This window comes from Neobacillus cucumis (assembly GCF_016908975.1).
Classification (GTDB): domain Bacteria; phylum Bacillota; class Bacilli; order Bacillales; family Cytobacillaceae; genus Neobacillus; species Neobacillus cucumis.
Genome location: NZ_JAFBEX010000018.1, coordinates 72,491 through 96,465 on the forward strand (window position 1 = coordinate 72,491; position 23,975 = coordinate 96,465).

The 23,975-nt window shown below is 37.5% G+C and carries 19 protein-coding genes; 2 read left to right on the forward strand and 17 right to left on the reverse strand.

Annotated features, from left to right (window positions below; translation table 11 throughout):
- Nucleotides 1-367 precede the first annotated feature (367 nt).
- The 15 genes from JOC76_RS21345 to xylA form a co-directional block, all read right to left on the reverse strand.
- Complete coding sequence (locus JOC76_RS21345) at nucleotides 368-1,357, reverse strand: ABC transporter ATP-binding protein (RefSeq protein ID WP_239557872.1); 990 nt, start codon at nucleotides 1,355-1,357, stop codon at nucleotides 368-370.
- Entirely contained in the window at nucleotides 1,358-2,359 is a 1,002-nt protein-coding gene (locus JOC76_RS21350) for an ABC transporter ATP-binding protein (protein WP_205180809.1), read from the reverse strand.
- Entirely contained in the window at nucleotides 2,343-3,293 is a 951-nt protein-coding gene (locus JOC76_RS21355; RefSeq protein ID WP_239557873.1) for an ABC transporter permease, read from the reverse strand. Before JOC76_RS21355 ends, JOC76_RS21350 begins: the two co-directional genes overlap by 17 nt.
- The gene (locus JOC76_RS21360) at nucleotides 3,290-4,279 is read right to left on the reverse strand and encodes an ABC transporter permease (protein ID WP_205180810.1); all 990 of its coding nucleotides are present in this window, start codon (nucleotides 4,277-4,279) and stop codon (nucleotides 3,290-3,292) included. The genes JOC76_RS21355 and JOC76_RS21360 overlap by 4 nt, the downstream gene beginning before the upstream one ends.
- 92 nt (nucleotides 4,280-4,371) lie before the next feature.
- Nucleotides 4,372-6,030 carry an ABC transporter substrate-binding protein gene (locus tag JOC76_RS21365; protein ID WP_205180811.1) on the reverse strand — a complete coding sequence of 553 codons (1,659 nt, stop codon included), beginning with the start codon at nucleotides 6,028-6,030 and terminating at the stop codon, nucleotides 4,372-4,374.
- A gap of 757 nt (nucleotides 6,031-6,787) precedes the next feature.
- Nucleotides 6,788-8,098 carry an extracellular solute-binding protein gene (locus JOC76_RS21370; protein ID WP_205180842.1) on the reverse strand — a complete coding sequence of 437 codons (1,311 nt, stop codon included), beginning with the start codon at nucleotides 8,096-8,098 and terminating at the stop codon, nucleotides 6,788-6,790.
- Nucleotides 8,099-8,206: 108 nt separating this feature from the next.
- Nucleotides 8,207-9,004 carry a response regulator transcription factor gene (locus tag JOC76_RS21375; protein ID WP_205180812.1) on the reverse strand — a complete coding sequence of 266 codons (798 nt, stop codon included), beginning with the start codon at nucleotides 9,002-9,004 and terminating at the stop codon, nucleotides 8,207-8,209.
- Nucleotides 8,998-10,746, reverse strand: coding sequence for a sensor histidine kinase (locus JOC76_RS21380; protein ID WP_205180813.1), 1,749 nt, complete (start codon nucleotides 10,744-10,746; stop codon nucleotides 8,998-9,000). The genes JOC76_RS21375 and JOC76_RS21380 overlap by 7 nt, the downstream gene beginning before the upstream one ends.
- A gap of 232 nt (nucleotides 10,747-10,978) precedes the next feature.
- The gene (locus JOC76_RS21385) at nucleotides 10,979-11,599 is read right to left on the reverse strand and encodes a polysaccharide deacetylase family protein (protein WP_275591391.1); all 621 of its coding nucleotides are present in this window, start codon (nucleotides 11,597-11,599) and stop codon (nucleotides 10,979-10,981) included.
- 519 nt (nucleotides 11,600-12,118) lie between these two features.
- A complete protein-coding gene (locus JOC76_RS21390; protein ID WP_205180814.1) occupies nucleotides 12,119-13,102 on the reverse strand; it encodes an aldo/keto reductase in 984 nt (327 codons plus the stop codon).
- A gap of 17 nt (nucleotides 13,103-13,119) precedes the next feature.
- Nucleotides 13,120-14,160 carry an aldose epimerase family protein gene (locus JOC76_RS21395; protein WP_205180844.1) on the reverse strand — a complete coding sequence of 347 codons (1,041 nt, stop codon included), beginning with the start codon at nucleotides 14,158-14,160 and terminating at the stop codon, nucleotides 13,120-13,122.
- 245 nt (nucleotides 14,161-14,405) lie between these two features.
- The gene (locus JOC76_RS21400; RefSeq protein ID WP_205180815.1) at nucleotides 14,406-16,535 is read right to left on the reverse strand and encodes a glycoside hydrolase family 52 protein; all 2,130 of its coding nucleotides are present in this window, start codon (nucleotides 16,533-16,535) and stop codon (nucleotides 14,406-14,408) included.
- Nucleotides 16,536-16,689: 154 nt separating this feature from the next.
- Entirely contained in the window at nucleotides 16,690-16,932 is a 243-nt protein-coding gene (locus tag JOC76_RS21405) for a hypothetical protein (RefSeq protein ID WP_205180816.1), read from the reverse strand.
- 169 nt (nucleotides 16,933-17,101) lie between these two features.
- Complete coding sequence (gene xylB, locus JOC76_RS21410) at nucleotides 17,102-18,601, reverse strand: xylulokinase (RefSeq protein WP_205180817.1); 1,500 nt, start codon at nucleotides 18,599-18,601, stop codon at nucleotides 17,102-17,104.
- 73 nt (nucleotides 18,602-18,674) lie between these two features.
- The gene (gene xylA, locus JOC76_RS21415) at nucleotides 18,675-20,006 is read right to left on the reverse strand and encodes a xylose isomerase (protein WP_205180818.1); all 1,332 of its coding nucleotides are present in this window, start codon (nucleotides 20,004-20,006) and stop codon (nucleotides 18,675-18,677) included.
- Nucleotides 20,007-20,334: 328 nt separating this feature from the next.
- On the opposite strand from xylA, the gene JOC76_RS21420 reads away from it, so the two are divergent.
- Both JOC76_RS21420 and JOC76_RS21425 read left to right on the forward strand, forming a co-directional pair.
- Entirely contained in the window at nucleotides 20,335-21,504 is a 1,170-nt protein-coding gene (locus tag JOC76_RS21420) for an ROK family protein (protein WP_307784749.1), read from the forward strand.
- Between the two features lie 434 nt (nucleotides 21,505-21,938).
- Nucleotides 21,939-22,172, forward strand: coding sequence for a hypothetical protein (locus JOC76_RS21425; RefSeq protein WP_205180819.1), 234 nt, complete (start codon nucleotides 21,939-21,941; stop codon nucleotides 22,170-22,172).
- Between the two features lie 565 nt (nucleotides 22,173-22,737).
- Here JOC76_RS21425 and JOC76_RS21430 read toward each other — a convergent pair.
- Both JOC76_RS21430 and JOC76_RS21435 read right to left on the reverse strand, forming a co-directional pair.
- On the reverse strand, nucleotides 22,738-22,980 hold the full coding sequence (locus JOC76_RS21430; RefSeq protein WP_205180820.1) for a hypothetical protein: 243 nt from the start codon (nucleotides 22,978-22,980) through the stop codon (nucleotides 22,738-22,740).
- Nucleotides 22,980-23,315, reverse strand: a complete 336-nt coding sequence (locus tag JOC76_RS21435) for a hypothetical protein (protein WP_205180821.1) — start codon at nucleotides 23,313-23,315, stop codon at nucleotides 22,980-22,982. Before JOC76_RS21435 ends, JOC76_RS21430 begins: the two co-directional genes overlap by 1 nt.
- Nucleotides 23,316-23,975 lie beyond the last annotated feature (660 nt).

Consider the following 23,975-nt stretch of genomic DNA (forward strand, 5'->3'; position numbering starts at 1 on the left):
GATAAATAACGATATTGAAAACTGTAAATATCATCATTAAAACAATTATCAAGATCAACAGACCTCTAACATAATCGAAGAAAAAGTGGCAATCGATGGAACTGCTAAACGAAGGATTTCTTTAACTAGTTTCAGCAGTATACCCCTCTTCTTAAATTAAAAATAATAGAAAAACTCCAAACATAGTATATTGAGGTTTATAACACAATTAACACAATCAACCAAATGCTCCTTACAGCTTTCATCTTGATGCTGCTGTATGCATCCAGTTATATGGAAATTGCGGTATGGAAAAGAAATTGGGATTTAAAATATGATTCTATCAAAAATCATGTCACCCCAAGTAAATTTTCTGTTTTCATCAAATTCAATTACTGTGATGACAGGCCACCAAATGATCAGACGAAAAACCTTTATCTAAAAGAGAAGGCATTTGCTCTCGGCAAATATCTGTGGCCAATGGGCATCTGTAAGCAAACGTGCAACCTTTTCGTTCAATATTTAAATTTGGCGGTTCGTTTGAGTAGTTCGTTAAATCGATGTCCATTTGACTGCCAGGAGTAGATGCCAGCAGCAGTCTTGTGTAAGGATGGAGCGGTTCCTTAATTAATTCTTTCGAGTCTGCCACTTCCATTACCTTACCGCCATACATAACCATGATTCGATCCCCAAAATAGCGGGCAGAAGCCAAATCATGTGTTATATAAAGATATGAAAGTCCAAAATCTGCTTTTAATTGGTTCATTAACTCCAAAATACCGGCCCGAATGGACACATCCAACATGGAGATTGGCTCATCAGCTACGACAAACATTGGATTCACTGCAAGAGCACGAGCAATCGCTAAACGTTGCCGCTGTCCGCCGGAAAGCTCATAAGGATATTTTACCCGTATTTCATTAACAGGAGTTAAACCTACCTTATGAAGAAGTTCTCCTACCTTTTGATAAAGCTCCTGTCCCCTATAACCCTGGTGTTTTTTTAACGGAAAAGTTAAATGATTTTCAATTGTTTTTACCGGGTTTAAAGAACCAAATGGATCTTGGAATACCATCTGTGCGTTTTTTCGATAATCCTTCAGCTTTCTCCCGCTGATATTTGTTACGTCTTCTCCATTTACTCGAATCGTTCCGCCGCTTGGACGATTGATTCGTACCAACGCACGGCCGATAGTACTTTTTCCGCTTCCGGATTCACCTACGAGGGCAAGAACTTCTCCTTTACGTATAGAAAAATTAACATGATCAACCGGGATGATTGTTTGACTTCCTGACTCTCCTCGCACAGTAAATGTGACGACGAGCTCTTCAACTTCTACAACTGTATCATTTTTGAGTTTTGGTTGTTTCATTGCCATTTATCTCACCGCCTTTGTTACAAAATCTTCATTATATAGATGACAAGCTATTAGACGTCCATCAAGATCTTGTTCTACTGGATGAATAGTTTTGCAGGATTCCATCGCATATTTGCATCGAGGATTGTAAGCACATCCTGTCGGCAGATTAATTAAATCCGGCGGATTCCCAGGTATCCCCTCGATTTTAACGGTTTCTGCTGTTAATTCCGGTATCGCCCGAAGAAGGCCTTCTGTGTAGGGATGGTGTCTCTTAGAAAGATTCAAATCTTCGGCTTTTGTGACTTCGACTAAACGTCCAGCGTACATAATCGCTACTTTTTCTGCAAGTTCAGCCACTAAACTAAAGTCATGGCTAATAAATAATACGGCAAATCCCTTCTTACGCTGAAGTTCTTTTATCTTATCCAAAATTGACTTTTGAACCACAACGTCAAGTGCAGTAGTTGGTTCATCCATAATGACAAGGTCAGGTTCAAGAGCTATCGCAATTGCGATAACAATTCTCTGTCTCATTCCACCAGATAACTCGTGCGGATAGCTTTTTAAATGCTTAGGATCAATACTAACCAGCTCCATAAGCTCTACCGCTTTGTCATGAATTCCTTTTTTTGTCATATTTGGCATGTGTTCTCTAAACACATCAGCAATTTGCTCCTCGACAGTCAGTACTGGATTAAGCGCATTCATAGCACTTTGAAAAACCATCGACATCTTATTCCAGCGAAACTTGCGAAGATCCCTCTTATTCAGGCTATAGACGTCCTGACCCATAACAATAATTTCTCCGCCTAACAGTGTTGCAGAGTTTTTTAATAGATTCATAATGGCATTGGATAACGTACTTTTTCCAGATCCTGATTCACCAATCAAACCAACGATTTCATTTCGATAAATTTTTAATGAAACATCTCTAACAGCACGAACGGTTCCGCGTACGGATTCATAGCCAACTGATACATTTTTTAGCTCAAGCACAGGTTGCTCATTTTTGTTTGACATGACGCTTCCTCCTCTTCTGAGATCCTAAACGTGGGTTTGTGATGCTGTCTATTGCAAAATTCATCAATACCAGGCTCAAACCTACCAATCCGATTCCAAGACCAGGCGGGATAAACCACCACCAGGCACCTGTCAACATCGCTCCGTTTTGGCTTGCCCAGTAAAGCATTGTTCCCCAGCTATTAGCATTAATATCTTCAAATCCCAAGAAAGCCAGACCTGCTTCAGCAAGGACTGCTCCCAACGTTGCATAAATGACGTTAGCAGCAATTAAAGACATCATATTTGGTGCAATTTCCGTAAACATAATATTCAAATCAGATTTACCTGACATTTTTGCAGCAACAACGAAATCACGGTGTGCCAGTGACATGGTTTGGGCCCTAAACACCCTAGCTCCCCATGCCCAGCCGGTAAGACCGATAATTATACCGTTTGTATAAGGAGTAGAATTTTTTACATATGCTTCAATTACAATCAGTAAGGCCAGACCAGGAAGAACGAGGAAGAGATTCATTAAGAAAGAAAGAAATGAATCCATTTTACCTCCTCTATATCCGGCTGTTATTCCAAAGAGTAATCCAAAGAAAGTAGCAATAATACCTGCCCCAAAACCTACGATGATGGTAGTTCTTGCGCCATAAATAAATTGTGAGAAAATGTCCTGCCCCGTGTTAGTCGTTCCAAATAAATGAGCTGCTGTCGGGCTTAAACTTGGTGTAAAATTCATATTCTTTGGATCATAGGGTGCAATCCAATTTGCGAAAATGGCTATTAGTATAAAAAGGGCAAACAGGAACAGCCCAATCAATGCTTTACCATTTTTCAAAAAATGTTTTAAAACCCCAATTCGATCTATCAATTTTCTCTTCGATTTTGTATATATTTGTGGAGCATCAGGCATTTTTTGAATGATTTCTGTATTAAGACTCATTTATCAGTACCTCCGGTTCTTACGCGTGGGTCCAAACGACTATAAAGCAAGTCAACGACTAGGTTAGCAACAAGAACAGCAACGGCGATCAGTAAGAAAGAAGCTTGGATTAATGGATAATCTTCCTGAAGAACGCCATTTGTCAATTGCCCGCCGATTCCGGGATAAGAGAACACTTGCTCCGTTAAAATAGATCCGCTTACTACGTTACCAATAGCGATTGCGAAGCTAGTAAGCTGCGGGAGAATGGCATTTCGTGCTGCATACGTAAACATTAGGCGCGATGTGCTTACTCCTTTTGCTTCAGCAAACACCACATAATCTTCACCAAGAGTATTGATCATGTTATTACGCATACCTACCAGCCAGCCACTTAGAGATCCGAGTAAAATCGTTAACCCTGGAAGGAAACCATGAAAAATTACACTTGATATAAATGTCCAATTGAATCCAGGAACAAGTCCATCATCGTAACCGTGATTCATTGGGAACCAATTTAATTTAAATCCAAAAATAAACAAGAATAAAAGTGCAACCCAGAAATAAGGCAATGCTTGAATTCCCATTGTTAAGATCGGCAATGTATTATCTAAAAGGCCCTGCCGCTTCCAGGAAATATAAATGCCCACTGATGTTCCGATGAAAACAGCAAGAATGGTAGCAAGACCAACAAGTCCAATTGTCCAAGGAAGACTGCTTTTAATAATATCAATAACAGGAGTTGGATAATTGCCAAATGATAATCCCCATTGACCTGTGAAAAGGCCCTTCAAATATTCAAAATACTGGATAATGATTGGCTTGTCTGTTAGTCCAAAAGCTTTTTTCATCGCTTCCATAGAAGCAGGGTCCAATTGACCTTTAAACTTAGCAAACATTATATCCGCAGGATTTCCTGGCATCATTCGAGGAAGTATAAAGTTGATTGTGATGGCGGCCCATAGTGATAGAACAAAGAAACCGAGCCGTTTTAAGATGAATGGCATGGAGCTTCCCTCCTTTTTTATTTTTAAAGTAATGACGGTCGTTACTTTTTTTTAAAAGAAGAGGAAGAATGATTCTTCCCCTTTTGATACAATTACTTACCTGCTGGCTTTAATTTAGACAAAATAACAGCTGCCTGAGGCCATGAGAATACTGCAGGTGTTGCATATGAATTATCTTTATCAGGCCAGCCAGTGTAATCTTTGGTTGAATATTCATACCAGGTTTCACCGTAGAATAACGGCATAAATGGAGCTTGATTTACAACCACATCTTCAATTTTTGCCATAGCTGCTTTTTGAGCTGCAGGATCAGTTGTTACCTTGTAATCATTGAAGGCTTGTTCTGTTGCAGGGTCATTCCAGCCTTCAGGATTCCAACCGCCAGTTTTGGTTAATTCATCTTTAAACGTTCTGTACGGTGTTGCACTTGGGTTTGTCCAACCCATTGCCAAGTCAAACTTTCCGCTTTGAAGGTTAGCTTGATATGCACCTATTTGCGGTTGTTCTACTTTTACGTCAATACCGATTTTCTTCAGATCTTGAGCAACTAACATACAGGTTTGAATCCAGTCGGACCAACCAGCTACTACTTGTAAAGTAAAGCTAAGTTTCTTACCGGAAGGAGAAACATAGATACCATCGCTGCCTTTTTTGTAGCCTGCATCTTGCAGAAGTTTTTCTGCACCTGAAAGATCTTGTTTGAACTGTTTGCCTTGATACTGTGGTGCAATGAAATCTTTATCACGAGGCTGAACAGCTGTTACGTTTAGAGGCTGTACATAACCATATTCAGCTTGTTTAGCAATCTTATCTCGGTTTATTGCCATATTGATGGCTTTCCGAACATTCACATCTTTTAAAATTGAATTCTTTAAGTTTGGATATAGATTGATGGTTGAACTTGCTGGGAACCAGTAATGGAAGTCAGAGCTCTTAGATGCATAAACTTTGTCAACGTCCGGTATAAACATTGAAGCCCAGTCAAGTTGTCCATTTACAAGTGCCAATTGAGCACTTTCATTTGAGTTAAATGACTTAAAGTCGATTTCTGGTACTTTATAGCTTGCTTTATCATAGAAGGTGTTGTTTTTCTTCAATTTGTAAACTTGTTGTGTGAAGCTTTCAAGTTCATATGGACCGGTTCCAATTGGTTTTGTCATCGTAACTTTTGAAGGGTCACCGAGATTTTCCCAAATATGTTCAGGAACAATACATGCTTGTAAAACATATTCCTGGAATGGAATGTTTCGCTCGTTAAAGTTGAAATCAACAACATCCGTTCCCTTTTTCTCAACAGATGTAATAACCTTCATCATCCCTGAAGTGTCCGCTGCAGGATATTTCTTTAATGTATTGAAAGTAAACAGAACATCATCAGCAGTGAACGGCTGCCCATCTGACCACTTAACCCCGCTACGCAATGTAACTTCAAGTGTTTTGTTATTATTTGTCCAAGCATATTTCGTTCCAAGTGCTGGATAAGTGTCCTGGCTGACTGTACTGTAAATGAAAAGCGGCTGATAAATTAAGCCCATTGTTCCATATAATGGATTGGTTACGAATGGGTTAAAGTTTTCCTGCCAGTTTCCGTTTGGTGCTCCCACTGTAAGTGGTTTTACCGCTACTGTGCTTGAATTTCCACTGTCAGATTTTGCTGAAGTTGTGGCTGAGTTGCTGGAACAACCAGCCATAAGAACACCAACAGACAATAATCCGGTTAATACCAAAGATGCTTTGCGCTTCATTTTCATCTAATGACCCTCCTAAAAACTTTAGGTAATCGCTTACAAAACAAACAATAAATTGATTTTTCTTAATTTCCCTCTAAACGTCGGAATAGATTTTGATACCTCACCCCCTTTAGGATGATTACTTGTTTTGTTGTAATCGTTTGTAAATTTATTCTTATAGATTAAAAACTAGAAAACTGTTAAAATTAAACAAATGCACAATAGGTAATATTCAACTATTTTTGTCCAATATCAGGAAAAGGTTCCGGCTTGACATCTATTTATTTGCTTTTGAATCTTTTTATAGTACCTTTTGTTCATATACTTAGTTTATCAGTTATACATTTTAAAAAAAGGTAACAACGATTAGGAAAAATACCATTATTTTTGGAAACCCTTTCATAAACATTTTTTCAGTATTAGTTATACAAAAATGGATGATTTTTTGGCTACAAAACTAAGCCTATTACGCGAAGCCAAGCGGTAATTCCGCCAAACGGCATTAAGATGGTCAATAACGGGAATTGTTTAAGGACGCCAGCTAAATGGCAATAAAAAAGCAAGTGGAGAAAACACTCATTTTCCCCACTTGCTTTTTTAGGACTTTATCATCCTTTTACGGACAAACTTCAATTCTTTCATCAATGCGGTCACTTAGAAGATAAATAGATGGCTATTTTTTATTAGTTTTATATAGCCTCGGAAAACCATGTTTTAATCTTATTAATAGTCATTAAAAACCAATTTCATTAAAATAGTTCAAGAAGTCTTGAATGTTTTAAAATGAACGGCCAATATGGTGTTGCTCTTTCGCAAGAGCATTTGCCAGTTGTTTTGTAAAAGCTTCAGGTGTGATTTGTTTTTCAAATAAAGCTGTCATGAGTTGATGGTATAAATCTGATACACCTGGACTTGCTTGGATATCGAAGTACGTCGTTACATTGGATGCAATTTTTATATCATTCAAGACATCGACGTACATTGGAGAGAGCTCTACCTTGCTTGTGTCCACTTTTGTTGCCGGAATGATTCCAGCATTAGTAATTGATTTTTCTCCCCATTCTTTCACCAAAAAGGCCGCAAAATCCTTTGCTTGTTTCTTCACTCCGGAGTTTTGAGCTACAAATAAGCCAACTCCAGGCCCCCCAACATAACTATTTACATTAGTCCCCTTTCCACCTTCATAAAGGGGAAATTTAAAGTAGCCGACTTTATCTTTAAATTCAGATGTAAAATAAGGGCTTGTTACATAGTTTGGCAATTCCCAGGTGGCTGTTAAAAACATCGCTGCTTTTTCATTCAAAAAATAATTCCTTGCTTCATCATTTGATAAAGCACTCTCGCCAGGCTCAAAAGTACCCATATCCACAAGGTTTTGTGTTTCTTGTGCCGCCTTTACAATGGCTGGATCGGTCATTTTCACTTTCCCATGAATAACATCCGTTAAAATGTTAGGTCCTCCAATACGGTCTACCAGATACATGAACCAGAATGATGCTGGCCAGCCATCTTTCGCACCAACCGTAACAGGAATTATTCCATGACTTTTTAATACTCTAATAATATATTTTAAATCAGTAAATGTTTTTGGAACTTGAAGATTATATTTCTTAAAAATGTCCTCGTTGTAAAACACATATGATATATTAAATTCCATTGGTAACCCGTAAGTTTTTCCGTGATAATCGTACGATTTTTTCACATTCGGGACAAAAACTTTGTTAAAATTTGCATTTATAACATGATCTAATGGTGTAAACAAGTTAGCTTGAGTGTAAGGCTTAAGAAAACCGTCCGACCAAGTCATTCCAACATCAGGTAATTCATTCGAAGCCGCTAAAACTTTAAGCTTGGCTCTATATTGATCAGTTTCTAAAATTTCCGTTTCAATTTTTACATTTGGATGTTGTTTTTCGTAATCACTGATGATGTTGTTTACAAGTATATGCTGAGAGCCACTTGGCCAAATATACATAAATTTGATTACTGTCTTACGTCCGCTTATATCGTTTTCATTTTTAGATGAAGAACTGAAAGAAAGACACCCTGTAAGTAGCACAGCTACGAGAAGAAACAATGCCATCGACATTAAAATTGTTTTCACTTTTAACAAGGAATTCCCCCCTTAAACCTTTCAAGTAGATGTTTCTAGTGTTTTATTTACAGGTTCTAAGGCGTAAAGCTTAGGAAAAGTACTCTAATATTTAGCAAGATTCTTTTCAACATTGTTTTTTCGGAATGAACTTGGAGTTACTCCCCCCAATTCCTTAAAAATCTTGATGAAATATTTTGCCGTTTTATACCCCGCTTCTTCCGCAATTTCCGCAATTGGAAGGTTGGTAGCGATCAACAATTCTTTAGCTCGTTGGATTCTCCGTCTGGTAACATATTCACTAAACGTTACTTTGGCATGTTCCTTAAATAAGACACTAAAATAACTCGGATTTAAATGAACATATTCAGCCACTTCTTTCAGAGTCAGCTCATCCTGTAAATGATGATTAATAAAAGCCATCGCCTCACGAATTGTTTCATGGGCAGTGGAGCTTTGCTTATTTATATCGATGAGCTTATTATCCACAACCCTTTCAATAATTCCCATCCTTTCCTTCTTCGCCACAACTTGAACTGCCTCTTCCACGGCCTCGATTAAATTATTTTTACCGATGGGTTTTAGTAAATAGTTAATAACTCCCAGTCGAAGAGCTTCTTGGGCATATTGAAACTCAGAATAAGCCGAAACCATAATGATTACAGGTGAAATCATATGTTCTTTGATTCTTTTCAATAATTGCAGCCCGGATATTTCTGGCATTTGGATATCACTAATAAGAATGTGAACTTTTTGATTATGCATCAGTTCAATTGCTTCTTCCCCGCTAGAGGCGGTAAGAACATTAAATTCACCATTTGCCCATTTATCCAATGTCCTTTTAAGCCCTTGCAGAGTCCTTGGTTCATCATCAACGATTAAAATTGTTTTTTCGTTTAACATGTTTCCCCTCCATTGACCGGTATGATAAATGATACAGTTGTACCGACATTAACCTCACTTGTAATTGTTAGTCCCTGTTTTAAACGATCTTGATAATACAATTGGAGCCTCTTGTAAACATTGGATAAAGCCATTCCACTTCCTTTTTCAGAAGTCCTCTCCCCAGTTTCTATTGATTTTTTAATAAAAACCAATTTTTCTTCATCTACCCCTGGACCATCATCTTGAACAAGAATCTGAAGGTAATCTTTATCGGCATCCTGATAAATGGAAATTGTAATCGTACAATTCTCCACAGTATTCCCGGCCCCATGAAGAACTGCATTCTCAACTAATGGCTGGATCAGCAATTTTGGTATCTTTACATGCTCCCACTCGGGAGATAAGTTCAAATTCCAATTTACATGCTCACCAAATCGCATTTTCATGATTTCAATATAGTCAACAATATGTTGAATCTCTTCTTTAATCGTCACCCAATCCCCATCCGTTTTTTTTGTAATCGTATAACGGAATAAGTTGGACATAGCAACTACAAGCTCTGACAGTTCCTCTTCATCTTTTTCCTCAAGTGACCAACGAAGAGCGTCCAGGGTGTTAAAAAGAAAATGAGGATTTATTTGTGCTTGAAGTGCTTTTAACTCACTTTGGCTGCGGATAATTTCTTTTTGATAAACCATCTCAATCAAATGATTGATTTCTTTAACAAGATGGTTATAAGTGCTGTTTAGTTCAACGATTTCATTTGCTGAAAGTACTTTTGGTGCCATCGTTAACGTTCCATTACTGACCCGCTCCATCGTTTTCGTTAATTTTAAAATAGGCCTAGTAATGATATTTGATAAAAATAATGAACAAATGAAATAAATAAAATAACCAATAATTCCGGAAAATATAATCCCCATTCGCAATACATTAATTCCCTTAGTAAGATCGTTAACCGGGGTTAATATAATAATGGTCCACCCCGTTTCATTGGAAATTTGTTTCGTAACCATATACTCCTGTTTATCTAAGAAAATGGTCTGGATGTTGTTCTTTATAATTGGTTCAAGAGCCCCATCATAGTTTGAAAGAATGGGTTTATAGTTTTTATCCAATAAAATGGAATACTGATCCAGGTTATTATCGGATTCTTGATTTGTAAATTGAAAATAGTTGCGGTATATCCTAATAAGGAGGTAACCGCCCTTATTAAATCCATGGTCCAATAAATTAACCCTTCTTAAAGCTAGTAGATTGTCTGGATTATCCGGATCCTTTCCTATCCAGACCAACCGGCCTTTTGCTGCATCCACTTGTTGAATCCATTTCTCACTAACTCGAGTAGTTAAATTCCTATCATCTAATGGTAATAGGTGTTTGCGGTTACTTGTATAAAGCTCAAAAGAAAAAATTCCTTCCGAGTTCGCTTGAATCATATTCACAATCCCCATTAATTGTTGACGTTGAGCAAATGAAGTTTGGATTCCTTCATATTCGTTTAATAAGGTTGTTTGTACATTATTATTCATCATAATAAGTTTTGAGGCAGTATCGATTTGTTCATATAGTGATCCAAGTCTGCCGTTTGCTTCAACTGCTGTCTGTTTGATTTGCTTATCTGCATTATTTTTGAGCATGGTAGATACTTGATTAAATGTTAAAGTACCCACTATTAATAAAACAATGGCCATGACAAACAGGAATACCACCAGTATTTGGTTACGTAATGTGTTCCATTTTTTTAATCTTGAGAACATTCATAATCGCCCTTTTATAATAGAATAGTTTTTCCAAAATGAGCCGAATAATGGAGTAAACAGCTTTAAGTGAAAAGGGGTTTATTGCTTGAATAAATTTTCAATGAGTGGTGCTTACGCCCTTAATAGTGAATACAAGGCTTGCTCATGTGAACTTGCTTTGGATTGGCATTTCTATTTGGGGGGCTAGTAATCTTTGGTTTTTGCCCTTCAAACGAGAGCTTTTTTTATTCTAATTTTCCATTCTTAGCAGTTCACTTACAGTTACAAGTTGATAACCTTGAAATTTAAGTTCGGAAACAAGGATCCGAACAGCTTCTATAGATTGTGAACGGTCGCCATATCCATCATGGAAAATTAATATACTTCCATTTTTTACACATTCTCTCGACTTGGATAGGATATGATTGACCCCTGGCATCTCCCAGTCATGCGCTTCTAGATTAAGTGCTCCAATCATGGGGTATCCCTTTTGCTGCATGAATGAAACAGTTTCATGGTTATAATCAAGATATGGAGGTCGTAAGACAACCGGCTTTTGACCAGTCAGTTGATATATTAATTGCTCATTCCGTATAACTTCTTCTACGCATTCGGCTTCAGCTAACTCGGTCATTTTAGCATGTGAATATGTGTGATTTCCGATTTCGTGGCCTTGTTCATATACTTTCCTTACAATTTCTGGATGTCGATTCATTTGTTCGCCAATCATAAAAAAGGTCGCTTTACCTTGTACTTCAGAAAAAATATCCAACAGTTGCGTTGTATAAACGGGATTGGGACCATCATCAAATGTAACCGCAATCATTTTTTCAGAAGTATTTACCTCATTAATCAAACTTTGTTTAGTCAATCGAAATTACTCCTTTATATATTCCTTTTGGTCTAATTGCTGAGTTTTAATAAACCACCATATGGTTAACTTTACCCCTTTGTTGGTTTATTTAACTAACTAACTTTAGAATAAATTTAACATATCTTTTTTTGGGATACGTATGAAGTTAAGACTACAAGCTCATTAATTTTTCGAAGCATATTATCCTTTGGTACAACAATATCGTTTAAAGCTATATATGGGCTAAAGTTGAGAGATTCTTGATTTGAAATCACTTGGATACCGCCTACATACATTTGATACCAATATTATAAAGTAAAAAGGCAGTTGAAAGTTCATTAGATTGAACTTTCAACTGTCTTTATTAAATATTGGACTTTTTCAGTGGCCTCCTTCAATACAGAGCTCATCTTCTTAAATCTGCCTAGGATTTTTTATAAATGTCCTTTACAACGGGGTACACATTATGAAAAGACAGATTTTTTACTAAAACACTTTAGGTGGATACCTATGCCTGGCTACCCTTTATTTTCAAAATCAATAAGGTCCTCTAATAGATTCCTTTACTTTTTCTTCATAAAAACTTTGGAGTTTTCGCATTTCTTCTTTAGAGAAACGTTTAGTATCCAATGCTGTAAGATTTTGCTCGACTTGCTTTATATTCTTAAAACCAGGAATGATACAAGTAATCTCTTTACAATCCAAAATCCAGCGAAGTGCCGCACTGGCCATAGACGGCCTGCCTTCTGCAATCCACCTTAACTGATCGGCTAATTCAACACCCTTTTGGAATCCAAGTCCGGCAAACGTTTCCCCTACATTAAATTCCTCTCCATTTTCGTTAAAGCGGCGATGGTCGTCCTCTTCAAAGACATGACCTTGCGTGAATTTCCCTGTTAGCAGTCCGCTGGCAAGCGGTAATCTAACAAGGAGGCCAACACCTTTTTTATTTGCCTCAGGTATTAATTCTTCTAATGGCTTCTGGCGAAAAATATTAAAAATAATTTGCAAACTTTTTACATTAGGGTTGTTTAAACAAATAAGACCTTCCTCCACTGTTTCCACACTTACCCCATAATGACGAATTTTCCCTTCGCGCTGTAGCCGGTCAAGCACTTCAAATACTTTGCCATCTTTTAAAACCTCTGTAGCCGGGCAGTGGATCTGATATAAATCAATGGCTTCCCGTTTTAAACGGTGTAGGCTGTCTTCACAGTAGGAACTTACTTTTTCATAGCTGTAATTTACCGGGTCAAAAATGTCTCCCTGACGGCAAAACTTTGTTGCAATATAAATCTGATCTTCCTTACCCTTAGTTGCCTTCGCCAATAACTCTTCGCTATGGCCGTCGCCATATACATCGGCTGTATCAAAGAAGTTCACACCCTGCTCCATTGCATACTCTAATGATTTCAATGCTTCTTCATCGCTGGTCTTACCCCATGCACCTCCAATCGCCCAAGTTCCAAAGCTGACTTCGCTAATCTTTATCCCTGAATTCCCCAATTCACGATAATTCATGTCAACATCTCCTATTTTTAATTCTCTTCAATCCCAAATTGATATACTGTTTTAGAAGAATACTGTTCGCCCTTATCTAAAATCACTGTTGGAAAATGGGGATGATGTACAGCGTCAGGCAAACCTTGAGTCTCAAGGCAAATTCCAAGATATTTCCTAGACGTTATGCCACAAAATTCACCTTCAGATGGTAATGAGTTACCCGTATAAACAACCACCGCTGGCTCATCTGTTTCAATCGTTAGAGTACGCCCGCTTTCAGGATCCTTCAAGTTAATTTCCTTATCCTTATTGGTTTTTAATAGGAATGGATGGTCATACCCTTCCCCAACCAACACATTTTGCGCATATGTGGATGTTACTCCAGTGTTTATTGCCCTCTCACTTGTAAAATCAAATGGAGTATCCTCTACTTGAATAGACTTGCCCGTTGGAATAAATTCAGAATCAAGCTCTAAAAATCGATCACTCTGTATTTTTAAGGTGTGATTTAAAATATCCCTTTTTAAATTTCCACTTAAGTTAAAATAAGAATGATTGGTAACGGTCACTAACGTTTTTTTATCTGTTTGGGCTGCATACTCAATGGTTAATTCGTTGTTGTTATTTAAAGTATAAGTAACTTGTACAATTAAATTTCCAGGGTATCCCTCCTCACCATCGGGACTTTTATACGAAAAACGGACTCCATCCTCAATGATTTCTGCATCCCAAAAGACCTTATTAAATCCTTTTATTCCCCCATGCAGATGGTTACCATGATCATTTTTAGCAAGTAAATACTCAGTTCCATCAAGTTCGAATGAACCGTCTTTAATCCTTCCAGCCACACGGCCAGCAATGGCACCAAGGTAAGAAGAATCTTTTACATATTCGTTTAATGTATCATAGCCAAGGACAATATTTTCAAAATTTTTGTTTCTATCAGGAGCAACAATTTTAGTTATAATACATCCATAATTGATTGCGGTTACTTCTAACCCATGATCGTTAACCAATGTATACGAAAAAACAGTTTGATTGTCAATTTGACCAAAGCTTTCTTGAATGATTTTCATGTTAATTTTTCCTTTCAAATTTAGTTAGGCTCGGTTCTAATCGAAACCGATCTTTTCAATACTGCCCTCGCCAAAACCATATGTCCTGCAGCTGATCCAAGACTCAAATAATTGCGGATAGGACTAAATTTGTTAACCATATAGATTAGCCTATTCATCGTTCTCCAAAAGTACTAAAGAGCTCTATAACTAGTCGTACTTAAAAATGTGCTGGAGTAACAATACTGCCAGCACACTTTGACAAATTAACGTAGATCTTTTTTACCTTCTTCAAGCCATAAAATACTGGTTACTCCGCGAGGATAATACTTACTTCCTGCAATTTCACCGGAGATAATTTGATCGCTCCAGCTCCAAACCGATAAAGTCGGATGAGTTAACCAAGCCACATGAGCCGCATCTGCTTTAGCTCCTTTTTCATCCCATTCCCATCCGAGAATCTCCCGCGCAATAAATTGACACAGGTAAATTTTGCTTAACCAAGAATTGTTGCTTGTAGATGAAATCTTCCAGCCCCCATCTTCAAACAAACATACCCCATCAGTTAATACGGTTTCTAGATGTGTTTTCAATACTTGAATATAGGCTCCAAAACGTCCATTTGGATCTAATGCATCATGATTGTTGGTATAGTAAGGGAAAATTAATCCCTCAATTGCAGGAATAATCTTTGAATCATTTCCCTCTTTTATCACTGCAGGAATATAGCCAGTTGGGGTTACATGAGAAACAATAGTCGCAGCGCATTTTTGAGCTTGCTCTCCTGACTGCTTAGAAAGTTCAGCAAAATCATTTTCTCTAAATAACTTCTCTAAAGCCACATATGAGGCCCAAGTTTTTCCTGCCAAATAAATATTATTTCTCGCCTGGCCAAGAGAGACATCTAAACTGTCATAAGTTGTAATCTCTGCTCCACCCATAACACGTGATGAATCCAATCCCATAATTCCATCACGCTTATCCGCTTCAGGATGATCGCGGTTTATCATACTTTCAAAGCAGCGTACAAAAACATCTAAGTTGGTGTTTAACCACTGAACATCCCCTGTTTGTTCTACATAAACTGACGCACACAATACCCAGTTTACAAGCTGCTCATAGGTCATATGTGAGAAACATCCATCTAAACCGTATAACTCATAGGAAGAATAATGCGGACGAGAAACTGTGTTAGCAACTCCCATATCGTGAGTAAAGCTAATCCCGCCCGGATATTCTGCTTCATCCCCAGGGAAACGAACTTTATCCTCATAGCTAAAGCGTTTAACAAACATGTCCAGTTCATTTTTGACCGTCCACGGATTCATTTTTAGTTCAAAGAAGATCTGGTCAATAGTCAGGTCAAAGGTATTCATCATCCGATATTCGCCTTCATTTACTACCCAGAAAGGTTCGCCTTCTGCATCAAGCAGTTGTGTAGATCCATAATAACTGCGAATCGAATGAATCATCATAAACTTTTGATCTTCTGATAAATGAGCCGCGTCACTTACCAAGCTATTTGCTTGTCTTGCCCGATTTGCAAATTCATCGAAATTTTCTAATGCAAACGCTGCTACTGTTTCGATATTAGGAAAATATCTTGTGTAGTAGTAAGATGCATCCATTCCGGCAGTCACATATCCGGAACGGTGGAAGCAAACGGCAAATTTATAGGTTCGTTTTTGCCCTGCCGGAACATCCATAATCAATGCACCAACCGGTCCTAAACCGAATGCCCAGTTTTCTTCAAAAGGCGTTGTTAAAATATTTTCCAAACTGAAGTGCAAAGCTGATTTTACTTCAGAATCATTAGTTGCAATACCGGTTAAACGCCCTTGTCCAATCCCGGCAATTCCATCACATGTATCATCCAGGCGGCGCATGGAACTGTATGCATCACTCCCTTGATATCCAAAGAAGGCACGTCTCGTTTTCGTTCCATTTGTATTATCAATGGTAAGCTCCGCCCAAACAGCCGGAATTAATGTTTTCATCAACTCTTCGTCTGATGCAGCAGCTGGATCAGGAACTGATTGAACCTGAGTATAGATTGTGAAAGTTAAATCTCCCGCCTTCCAAGTATCTGTTCCCAATTGGAAATTACGTTTGATTTCTTCTTTCAAATAAGGAAGAATAATACGTGGTTTATCTGGATTGGGATCCATATTTTCAATGTCATAGCGCTTACTTTCATCATCTTCTACATCAAAGAAAGGAAGTGCCTCATAAATCCCCTCACGTTCTAAAGATTCCACACCTACATATACATTTTTCCGAGGAGAGCGTCCAAGTTCTAAATCCAAACCGCCTCCATTTCCATAAAACCCTAGTGTAAAACTTGAAAATGCTCCAATTGGTGAATGGTGTGCATTAAAAAACATATTCTTTGGCAAATGAATTCCCTACTTTCATTATAATTAAGTACACATTGCTGTTTTATTTACTTGCCAATGCTACTGCCAACTTACCCTCGATCGGTGCCCCTATGAGGTGATACTTTTAGGGGCACTCCCTTTGTTCATTAGAACCAATTTTTCGAGAACGCTTTCAAAGCGCTCTAAATCCAGAAAGCTTCACCATAAGATCTTCATATTCTCTTCTTTCCATATTTTCGAAAGATTGGGCCTCCATCTGATTAAATTTCTCTACCAGCCAGTAGGCAGATAAATAAAGGGTTAATTGTTTTTTTACTATTTCCTCCGGCAAATTACTTTCAACATTTTGTGATGATATAACTGTGTAGGCAAACTTTTCAGGATTAATTTTCATTTTCTTATCCATTTTATCCATTGATAATTCTCCTCTCTCAAACTTTGTTTGTCCATTAATTGAATTAAGTTGCTATATTACCTTTTATCAAACCCTCAGTATTCTTCAATTTTGAATAACCTTTACAAAGACCATGGAAGCTCCAGGTGCCTCCAAGGTCTTATTTGGAAAGTATCAACTGAAATCTGAATTACTTTCTAAATTCTCTTAATTGCTCATTAAGAGTCTTCGTATGTGTATAAACATCCTGATAGATCGTAAATAGTTTTTTGTATGTTTCAACATTTTCTTTAATTGGATAATAGGTCTTGGCAGTTTGAATAAAATTTTCTGCGCATTCCTTCAAAGAAGAGAACCAGCCGCAGCCGAAAGCAGCCAGCATCGCAGCGCCCATTCCCGGTCCCTGTTCACTTGCCAGCTTTTCAATTTTGGCATCAAAAATATCTGCTTGCATTTGCAGCCAAATATCATTTTTTGCACCGCCGCCAATAGAAACGATGGAATCAATTTTTTTATCATTGTTTCTAAAAATTTGAATCGTTTCATTTAAAGAAAACGTGATTCCTTCGAGAACACAGCGGGCAAAGTGCTTCCTTTCATGAGAGGCATCTATACCAATGAAGCTTGCGCGAATATTCGAATCCGCATGCGGTGTTCGTTCCCCAACTAAATATGGAGTAAATAACAAGCCATTTGCTCCTGGGGGAACCGTATCGACCCCTTGCAGAAACTCATCAAATGATTCTTCCTTTGCAAATGTATCTTTAAACCAGCTTAGGCTATATCCTGCGGCGAGGGTTACACCCATCGTATAGTAGGTATTTTCTTCACTATGGTTAAAATAATGAACCTTACCATCAAAATCGAGATCATTTCTCTTTTCATAGGAAAGAATGACACCGGATGTACCTACGCTGCATAACGTTTTACCTTCCGCCAATATCCCAGCACCAATTGCACCGCAAGCATTATCAGCCCCACCGGCAAACACTTTTGTAGCTTCAGACAATCCAGTACTCTTGGCAAAGTCAATAGAAACGGTTCCAACACACGCATGTGATTCAACTAACGGTGGACAAAGCTCTGGTGAAAGACCGAACAGATTTAATATTTCAGTGCTCCACTCCCGTTTGGCTACATTAAGCATGAGGGTTCCTGCAGCATCTGAGTATTCCATATGGATATTACCTGTGATCCGATAACGTAAATAATCTTTTGGCAGCATGAATACCTTGGCTTTTACAAAGTTATTTGGCTCATACTCTTTTACCCAAAGAAGCTTCGGTAAAGTAAACCCTTCCAATGCTGGATTCTTTGTTATCTCCAATAACTGTTCCTTGCCAACAACATCATAAATTTGCTGACATTGTTCAGTTGTGCGTGTGTCATTCCACAAAATTGCATTTCTTATTACCTGACGATTTTGATCTAATAAAACAAGGCCGTGCATCTGTCCAGAAAAACTGATTCCCTCAATTTCACTGATATCGCCTTTGAAATTATTGACAAGTTCAGCAAGTCCTTCTGTTGTTCTTGACACCCATGCTTCTGGATCCTGCTCACTATAGCCCGACTTTTCGATTATTAAAGGGTAGGATTTTGATACTTCCTGGCAAACTTCGCCGTCTTGATTCACAAGCAAAATTTTTACTGCACTTGTACCAAGGTCGATTCCAATTACGTACTTCATTTTTTATCATCTCTTTTCTATAAAAACGTGCTGGAGTTAAGCTCCAGCACATTTTTAATGATTATTCTATTTATTAAACACGCACACTGGAAAGAGTTTCAAGAAGATATTGATTCAATAATGCTCTTAGGCGCTCTGTTTTACCAGATTTATTTTTGATTTCAGTCAATCCTAGGGCATATTCTTCTAACTCGTGGAAGTTTGTTGTACCTTCAACGATTTTCTTGCCAATACCTTGAGTATAGCTGCTGTAGCGGTCTTCAATGAAACTATCAAACACTTTATCTTCAATCAGCTTGTTAGCAACCTTTAAGCCGATAGCAAAAGAATCCATTCCTGCGATATGGCCCTCAAATAGGTCTTCAGGATCAAAAGATCCTCTTCTAACTTTTGCATCGAAGTTTAATCCGCCTTTTCCAAGACCCCCGTTTTTCAAAATTTCATACATTGCAAGAGTAGTAGTATAAAGATCTGTTGGGAATTCATCTGTATCCCATCCAAGCAATACATCACCTTGGTTGGCGTCAACTGAACCTAACATCCCATTGATACGAGCAGTTCTTAATTCATGCTCAAATGTATGGCCTGCAAGAGTTGCATGGTTTGCTTCGATATTAAACTTAAAGTAATCTTGTAAATCATATTTTTGTAAGAATGCTAGTCCTGTAGCAACATCAAAATCATATTGGTGCTTAGTAGGCTCTTTTGGTTTAGGCTCGATTAAGAATGGTCCATCGAAACCGATTTCTTTTGCATAATCAACTGCCATATGGAAGAAGCGTCCTAAGTTGTCCATCTCTAATTTCATATCTGTGTTTAACAGTGTTTCATAACCTTCACGGCCGCCCCAGAATACATAGTTTTCTGCACCAAGTTCTTTTGCAACTTCCAATCCCTTTTTCACTTTTGCTGCAGAGTAAGCAAAAACATCAGCGTTGCAGGATGTAGCTGCACCATGTGTATAACGTGGGTTTGTAAACATGTTGGCAGTATTCCATAATAGCTTTGTTTTGCTTGTTTTCATGTATTCTTTAATCATTGCAACAATAACATCTAAGTTTTCATTTGATTCTTTTAATGTGCTTCCCTCTGGAGCAATATCAAAATCATGGAAACAGAAGAAAGGAACATCAAGCTTTTCAAAAAATTCAAAAGCAGCCTCAACACGTGCTTTTGCTAAATCCATACCTTTTAAATGACCCCATGGTCGAATGGCAGTACCTACTCCAAACGGATCTGTTCCGTCTGCATTAAAAGTGTGCCAATAAGCTACTGAAAAACGAAGTAGTTCCTCCATTGTTTTACCATTTACTTTTTCTTGTGGATTATAATATTTATAAGCTAAAGGATTTTTCGAATCTGCACCTTCATACTTAATCTTGTTTACATTTTCAAAGTAAGCCATTGTCGTTTCCTCCTGTAATTTAAATATCCTTTTCAACGCCTTGTTCGGCTTTTAATCTTGTTTACAGTTTTATTATATCACCGCCAACTTAGTTTGTCTATCGAATAAACTAAATAATTTTTATAAATTATATATAGACTCAGTCACGATTAGGAATATCTTTGTTAATTATTTAACAATATCTACTTTTATGATATTATCCTTATAAGGATAATGAATATAATAAAAAAAACGGTCTTCTAGTTTGACCGTTTAAACAACATATTACGTTTGGATATCAAACAAACTAAATTCATGGTATTATTATGTTATATATCAAACAAAGGAGGTGAATTTATTGCAGCCATTAACATGGAATCAACAAGTTGTGAAAAAAAATAATAAATCACTTGTATTAGATATGGTTAGGGAAAACGATCCAATATCGCGTGCGGATATTGCCCAATCTACTGGTCTAAATAAAGCAACCGTTTCTTCTTTGATAAATGAATTATTAGAAGAAGAACTGGTGTATGAATCGGGCGCTGGTGAATCCAGTGGCGGACGTCGTCCTGTCATTCTTTATTTTAAAAGAGCAGCCGGTTTTTCTATTGGAATAGATATTGGTGTTAATTATATTTTAATTGTTTTAACCAATTTAAAAGGCGAAATTGTAATCGAAAAACATGAACAAATCATTGATTCAACTTATTCGGTTGTAATTGGACAAGTTAAAAAGATGATTCGTGCCATTATGAACGAAATGCCCTACAGCAAATATGGCATTGTTGGGTTTGCAGTCGGAGTTCCAGGAATTGTTGATAAAGAAGGCATCGTAGTGCTCGCACCAAACCTAGGCTGGAAGAATATCAACCTAAAAGAAGAATTGGAAGCCGAATTTAATGTTCCCGTATGTGTTGAAAACGAGGCAAATGCTGGAGCATATGCCGAAAAACAATTTGGTGCAGGCCAGAATTCAGAAAACCTCATTTATGTTAGTGCCAGCAGTGGAATTGGTGTTGGCATTATATTAAATGGACAGCTGTATAAAGGTGAGAGTGGTTTTTCTGGTGAAATGGGACATATGATTATTCACATCAATGGAAGACCTTGCAAATGCGGCAGCAAGGGATGTTGGGAAATGTACGCCTCTGAGAACGCTTTAATGTCGTTGACCAATCAAAGAAATGTAACCCTTGAGTCTTTAATCCAATTGGCCGAAGAAAATGATCAAAACACCATCAAACTATTTGAGGAAATTGGACAATATATCGGCTATGGAATTAACAATATTATCAATAGTTTTAATCCAAGACAAGTGATCATTGGAAATCGGCTGGCTATGGCACAAAAGTGGATAGAGCCTGCGATTCGAAAAACGGTTAAATCCTCTGCCTTATCATATAATCAGAGCGATAATGAAATTCTCTTTTCAAAGCTTTCCACCCATTCAACAGCGCTAGGTGTAGCAGCTTTCGCAATTGAAAATTTTATCAAAAATGGGATAAACGAAGCGTAACCCCCTTTAATTACATTTCAAATGCCCGCTCTACAACAGAGCGGGCATTTGCTATAATCTTAACTTCAATACCATACAACCTTTGTTAATCCAAAGTGTCTCCTACAAGCAGGCATTCATCACCTCATTAAAATAAAGTGCGTTCTACCTGTGAAATCGTAAAAAGTCCCCATTATCGGTTAATCCCTTTGCTGAAGCGAATATAAAATATTTTTTTCTCTACTTATCGCTTTTAAATGCTCATTAACTACATCTGAATATAAACATTTATCGCACTTAATTAAAAATTCCCCCATTTCGTCTAGAACGACCTGTATATTGGGAGATCCCAATATCCGTTAACAAAGATTCGATAAAAGGCAGGAATTTTTTTTAACTCTCTGTTTCTAACTAAGGACCATCAAGTGACTTTTAATGGAAGCCAATCTGTTACTATGCCTACTGGCCAGGAATTAAAGAGCGGCCCGGCTACATGGCATTTTAATTCGAATCAGAATACTTATTTCTCTAATACTGGGGACCACACATCGGATACTGAAATTCTGATTAACCTTCAAAAACTGGAAATGGCTGTTACTGGCTGGGTGGCGTTGATGTTTTTAGCACACCCATCGGTCAAAGGAGCTGTCGTGACTCTCGGGGACTCGATTACTGACGGTTGGCAGTAGACACCAAATGCCAATCATCGCTGGACTGATTTCTTAGCGGACCGTTTTAAACAGGAACTGTTGGCCAACAGATGTCCGTCCTTAATGAAGGGATTACAGGCAATCGGATTCTGAGCGATTCGCCAAATTATGAGATCAAAGCTTTGGAACGATTGGATCGGGATGTGTTTAACCAAACCGTGTTACTGATGTTATTTTAGTAAAAGGAATCAATGATATCAGCGATTTTAGTAAGCTTTTACTTGATCCAAATAACCTGCGTATGTTGAATCCAAAAAATATGATTCCGGGGATCACTTGCACGCTAGTGATCCGGGCTATAAAGCTATGGATGATTTTATTAATCTTTCAATGCCGGAACATAAATAAAAAGAGTTGCAGACTTTAGGTTCACTGGAAAAAATATTGGATTACTTAGTTTGTTCAGGAAATAAACTGATATAAAAGAATTGCTATATATCAACAATTACATTTGACTAGGCAATTTATTTTTTTAAAAAAATCACTACGTCGTCCTTATTCGGTGAGTGGTGATTCTTTGCTGTAAACAGAACATATTCAGCTATCAAAACACTTTATATCCTGAAAGTTTCATCATTAGGTCCTCATATTCTTTTCTTTTCATATTTTGGAAAGATTGGGTCTCTAAGCTGTTAAACTTCTCTGCCAGCCAATAAGCACTTAAATATAGTGTTAATTGTTTCTTCGCTATTTCTTCTGGCATATCACCTTCAACATTACGTGAAGATACAACTGTGTATGCAAATTTTTCAGCATTAATCTTCATTTTCTTTTCATTCTTATTCATTAAACAACTCTCCTTCTTACTTTTCTTATACATGCAGTAATTAAAATTTGCCGTGCAAATCTGGTTACATCAAAATCGAGCCGCCCCCTCATAAAGCAAACACCGTAGATGGGGTAATCACTGGTATTTTCCCTTAATTCTTTTCTGTCCTCAATATCTGTATTCGTTTTTTCAATACCTTTGTTGGAAATCGGGTAAAAAAGAATACCGACTATCCCAAGAATGACGACACAAATTGGGATTATGCAAAGAACCATTAAAATACCATGCATAGCTACAGCACTTTGAACTTTAAAAACTTCAACAAACCCTGTTACAGACAAGTACATATCCACGGACAATCCCGCCTAAAGCAAAACCTATTTTCAATACAAAACCAGTAACAGAGTTAATGACACCATTCAATTAAAAGCCCTTACATTCTTAATAACGTACCATACCCATAAAGAATATCTATACACGGCCTGAGGCTTCTTGTTAGTTTGTCTTCTAACCAAACTATGTTAACTATATTTTAACACATTCTATTTCATGATACCATTCAATTTCTTAAAAAAAATACAATAAAAACACTTGTGAACTATGTTTTTCCTTATTTTACTTTGTTCATCTATCATACAAACACCCATAGAAATAATAAGAGAACATACATGCTATCCGCTTCCAACGGGTTTGTTTTTATTTTCCTGCTGAATGTTTCTGTTCTTCACTTTTCCAAAAATAATGGATTATTAATTTTTTAAGGAGCCAACAGAATCTGTATGAGCCGGCATAGTCGCTCCCATACACGTTTCCTTCCCGCTAGAAAAGCTTTTCAATTTTTGTATTAAAAATATCGGCCTCCATTTGCAGCCATGTTTTGCCGTTTTGTGCTCATAGGAGAGAACAACGCCCGACTTACAGGTGTGACCTAAAGTTTTACCTCTCGATAAAATTCATGAACCAATCGCACTTTGCAGTCGTTGCATCAATCAAAAATGGCATTAATTAAAAGC

Coding starts and splice junctions, on each gene's coding strand:
- JOC76_RS21355 (WP_239557873.1), bottom strand. CDS start 3,293: ATGAGTCTTAATACAGAAATCATTCAAAAAATGCCTGATGCTCCACAA.
- xylA (WP_205180818.1), bottom strand. CDS start 20,006: ATGGCTTACTTTGAAAATGTAAACAAGATTAAGTATGAAGGTGCAGAT.
- JOC76_RS21345 (WP_239557872.1), bottom strand. CDS start 1,357: ATGGCAATGAAACAACCAAAACTCAAAAATGATACAGTTGTAGAAGTT.
- JOC76_RS21380 (WP_205180813.1), bottom strand. CDS start 10,746: ATGTTCTCAAGATTAAAAAAATGGAACACATTACGTAACCAAATACTG.
- JOC76_RS21425 (WP_205180819.1), top strand. CDS start 21,939: ATGCCTACTGGCCAGGAATTAAAGAGCGGCCCGGCTACATGGCATTTT.
- JOC76_RS21390 (WP_205180814.1), bottom strand. CDS start 13,102: ATGAATTATCGTGAATTGGGGAATTCAGGGATAAAGATTAGCGAAGTC.
- JOC76_RS21405 (WP_205180816.1), bottom strand. CDS start 16,932: ATGGATAAAATGGATAAGAAAATGAAAATTAATCCTGAAAAGTTTGCC.
- JOC76_RS21365 (WP_205180811.1), bottom strand. CDS start 6,030: ATGAAAATGAAGCGCAAAGCATCTTTGGTATTAACCGGATTATTGTCT.
- JOC76_RS21370 (WP_205180842.1), bottom strand. CDS start 8,098: ATGTCGATGGCATTGTTTCTTCTCGTAGCTGTGCTACTTACAGGGTGT.
- JOC76_RS21360 (WP_205180810.1), bottom strand. CDS start 4,279: ATGCCATTCATCTTAAAACGGCTCGGTTTCTTTGTTCTATCACTATGG.
- JOC76_RS21430 (WP_205180820.1), bottom strand. CDS start 22,980: ATGAATAAGAATGAAAAGAAAATGAAGATTAATGCTGAAAAATTTGCA.
- xylB (WP_205180817.1), bottom strand. CDS start 18,601: ATGAAGTACGTAATTGGAATCGACCTTGGTACAAGTGCAGTAAAAATT.
- JOC76_RS21375 (WP_205180812.1), bottom strand. CDS start 9,004: ATGTTAAACGAAAAAACAATTTTAATCGTTGATGATGAACCAAGGACT.
- JOC76_RS21350 (WP_205180809.1), bottom strand. CDS start 2,359: ATGTCAAACAAAAATGAGCAACCTGTGCTTGAGCTAAAAAATGTATCA.
- JOC76_RS21395 (WP_205180844.1), bottom strand. CDS start 14,160: ATGAAAATCATTCAAGAAAGCTTTGGTCAAATTGACAATCAAACTGTT.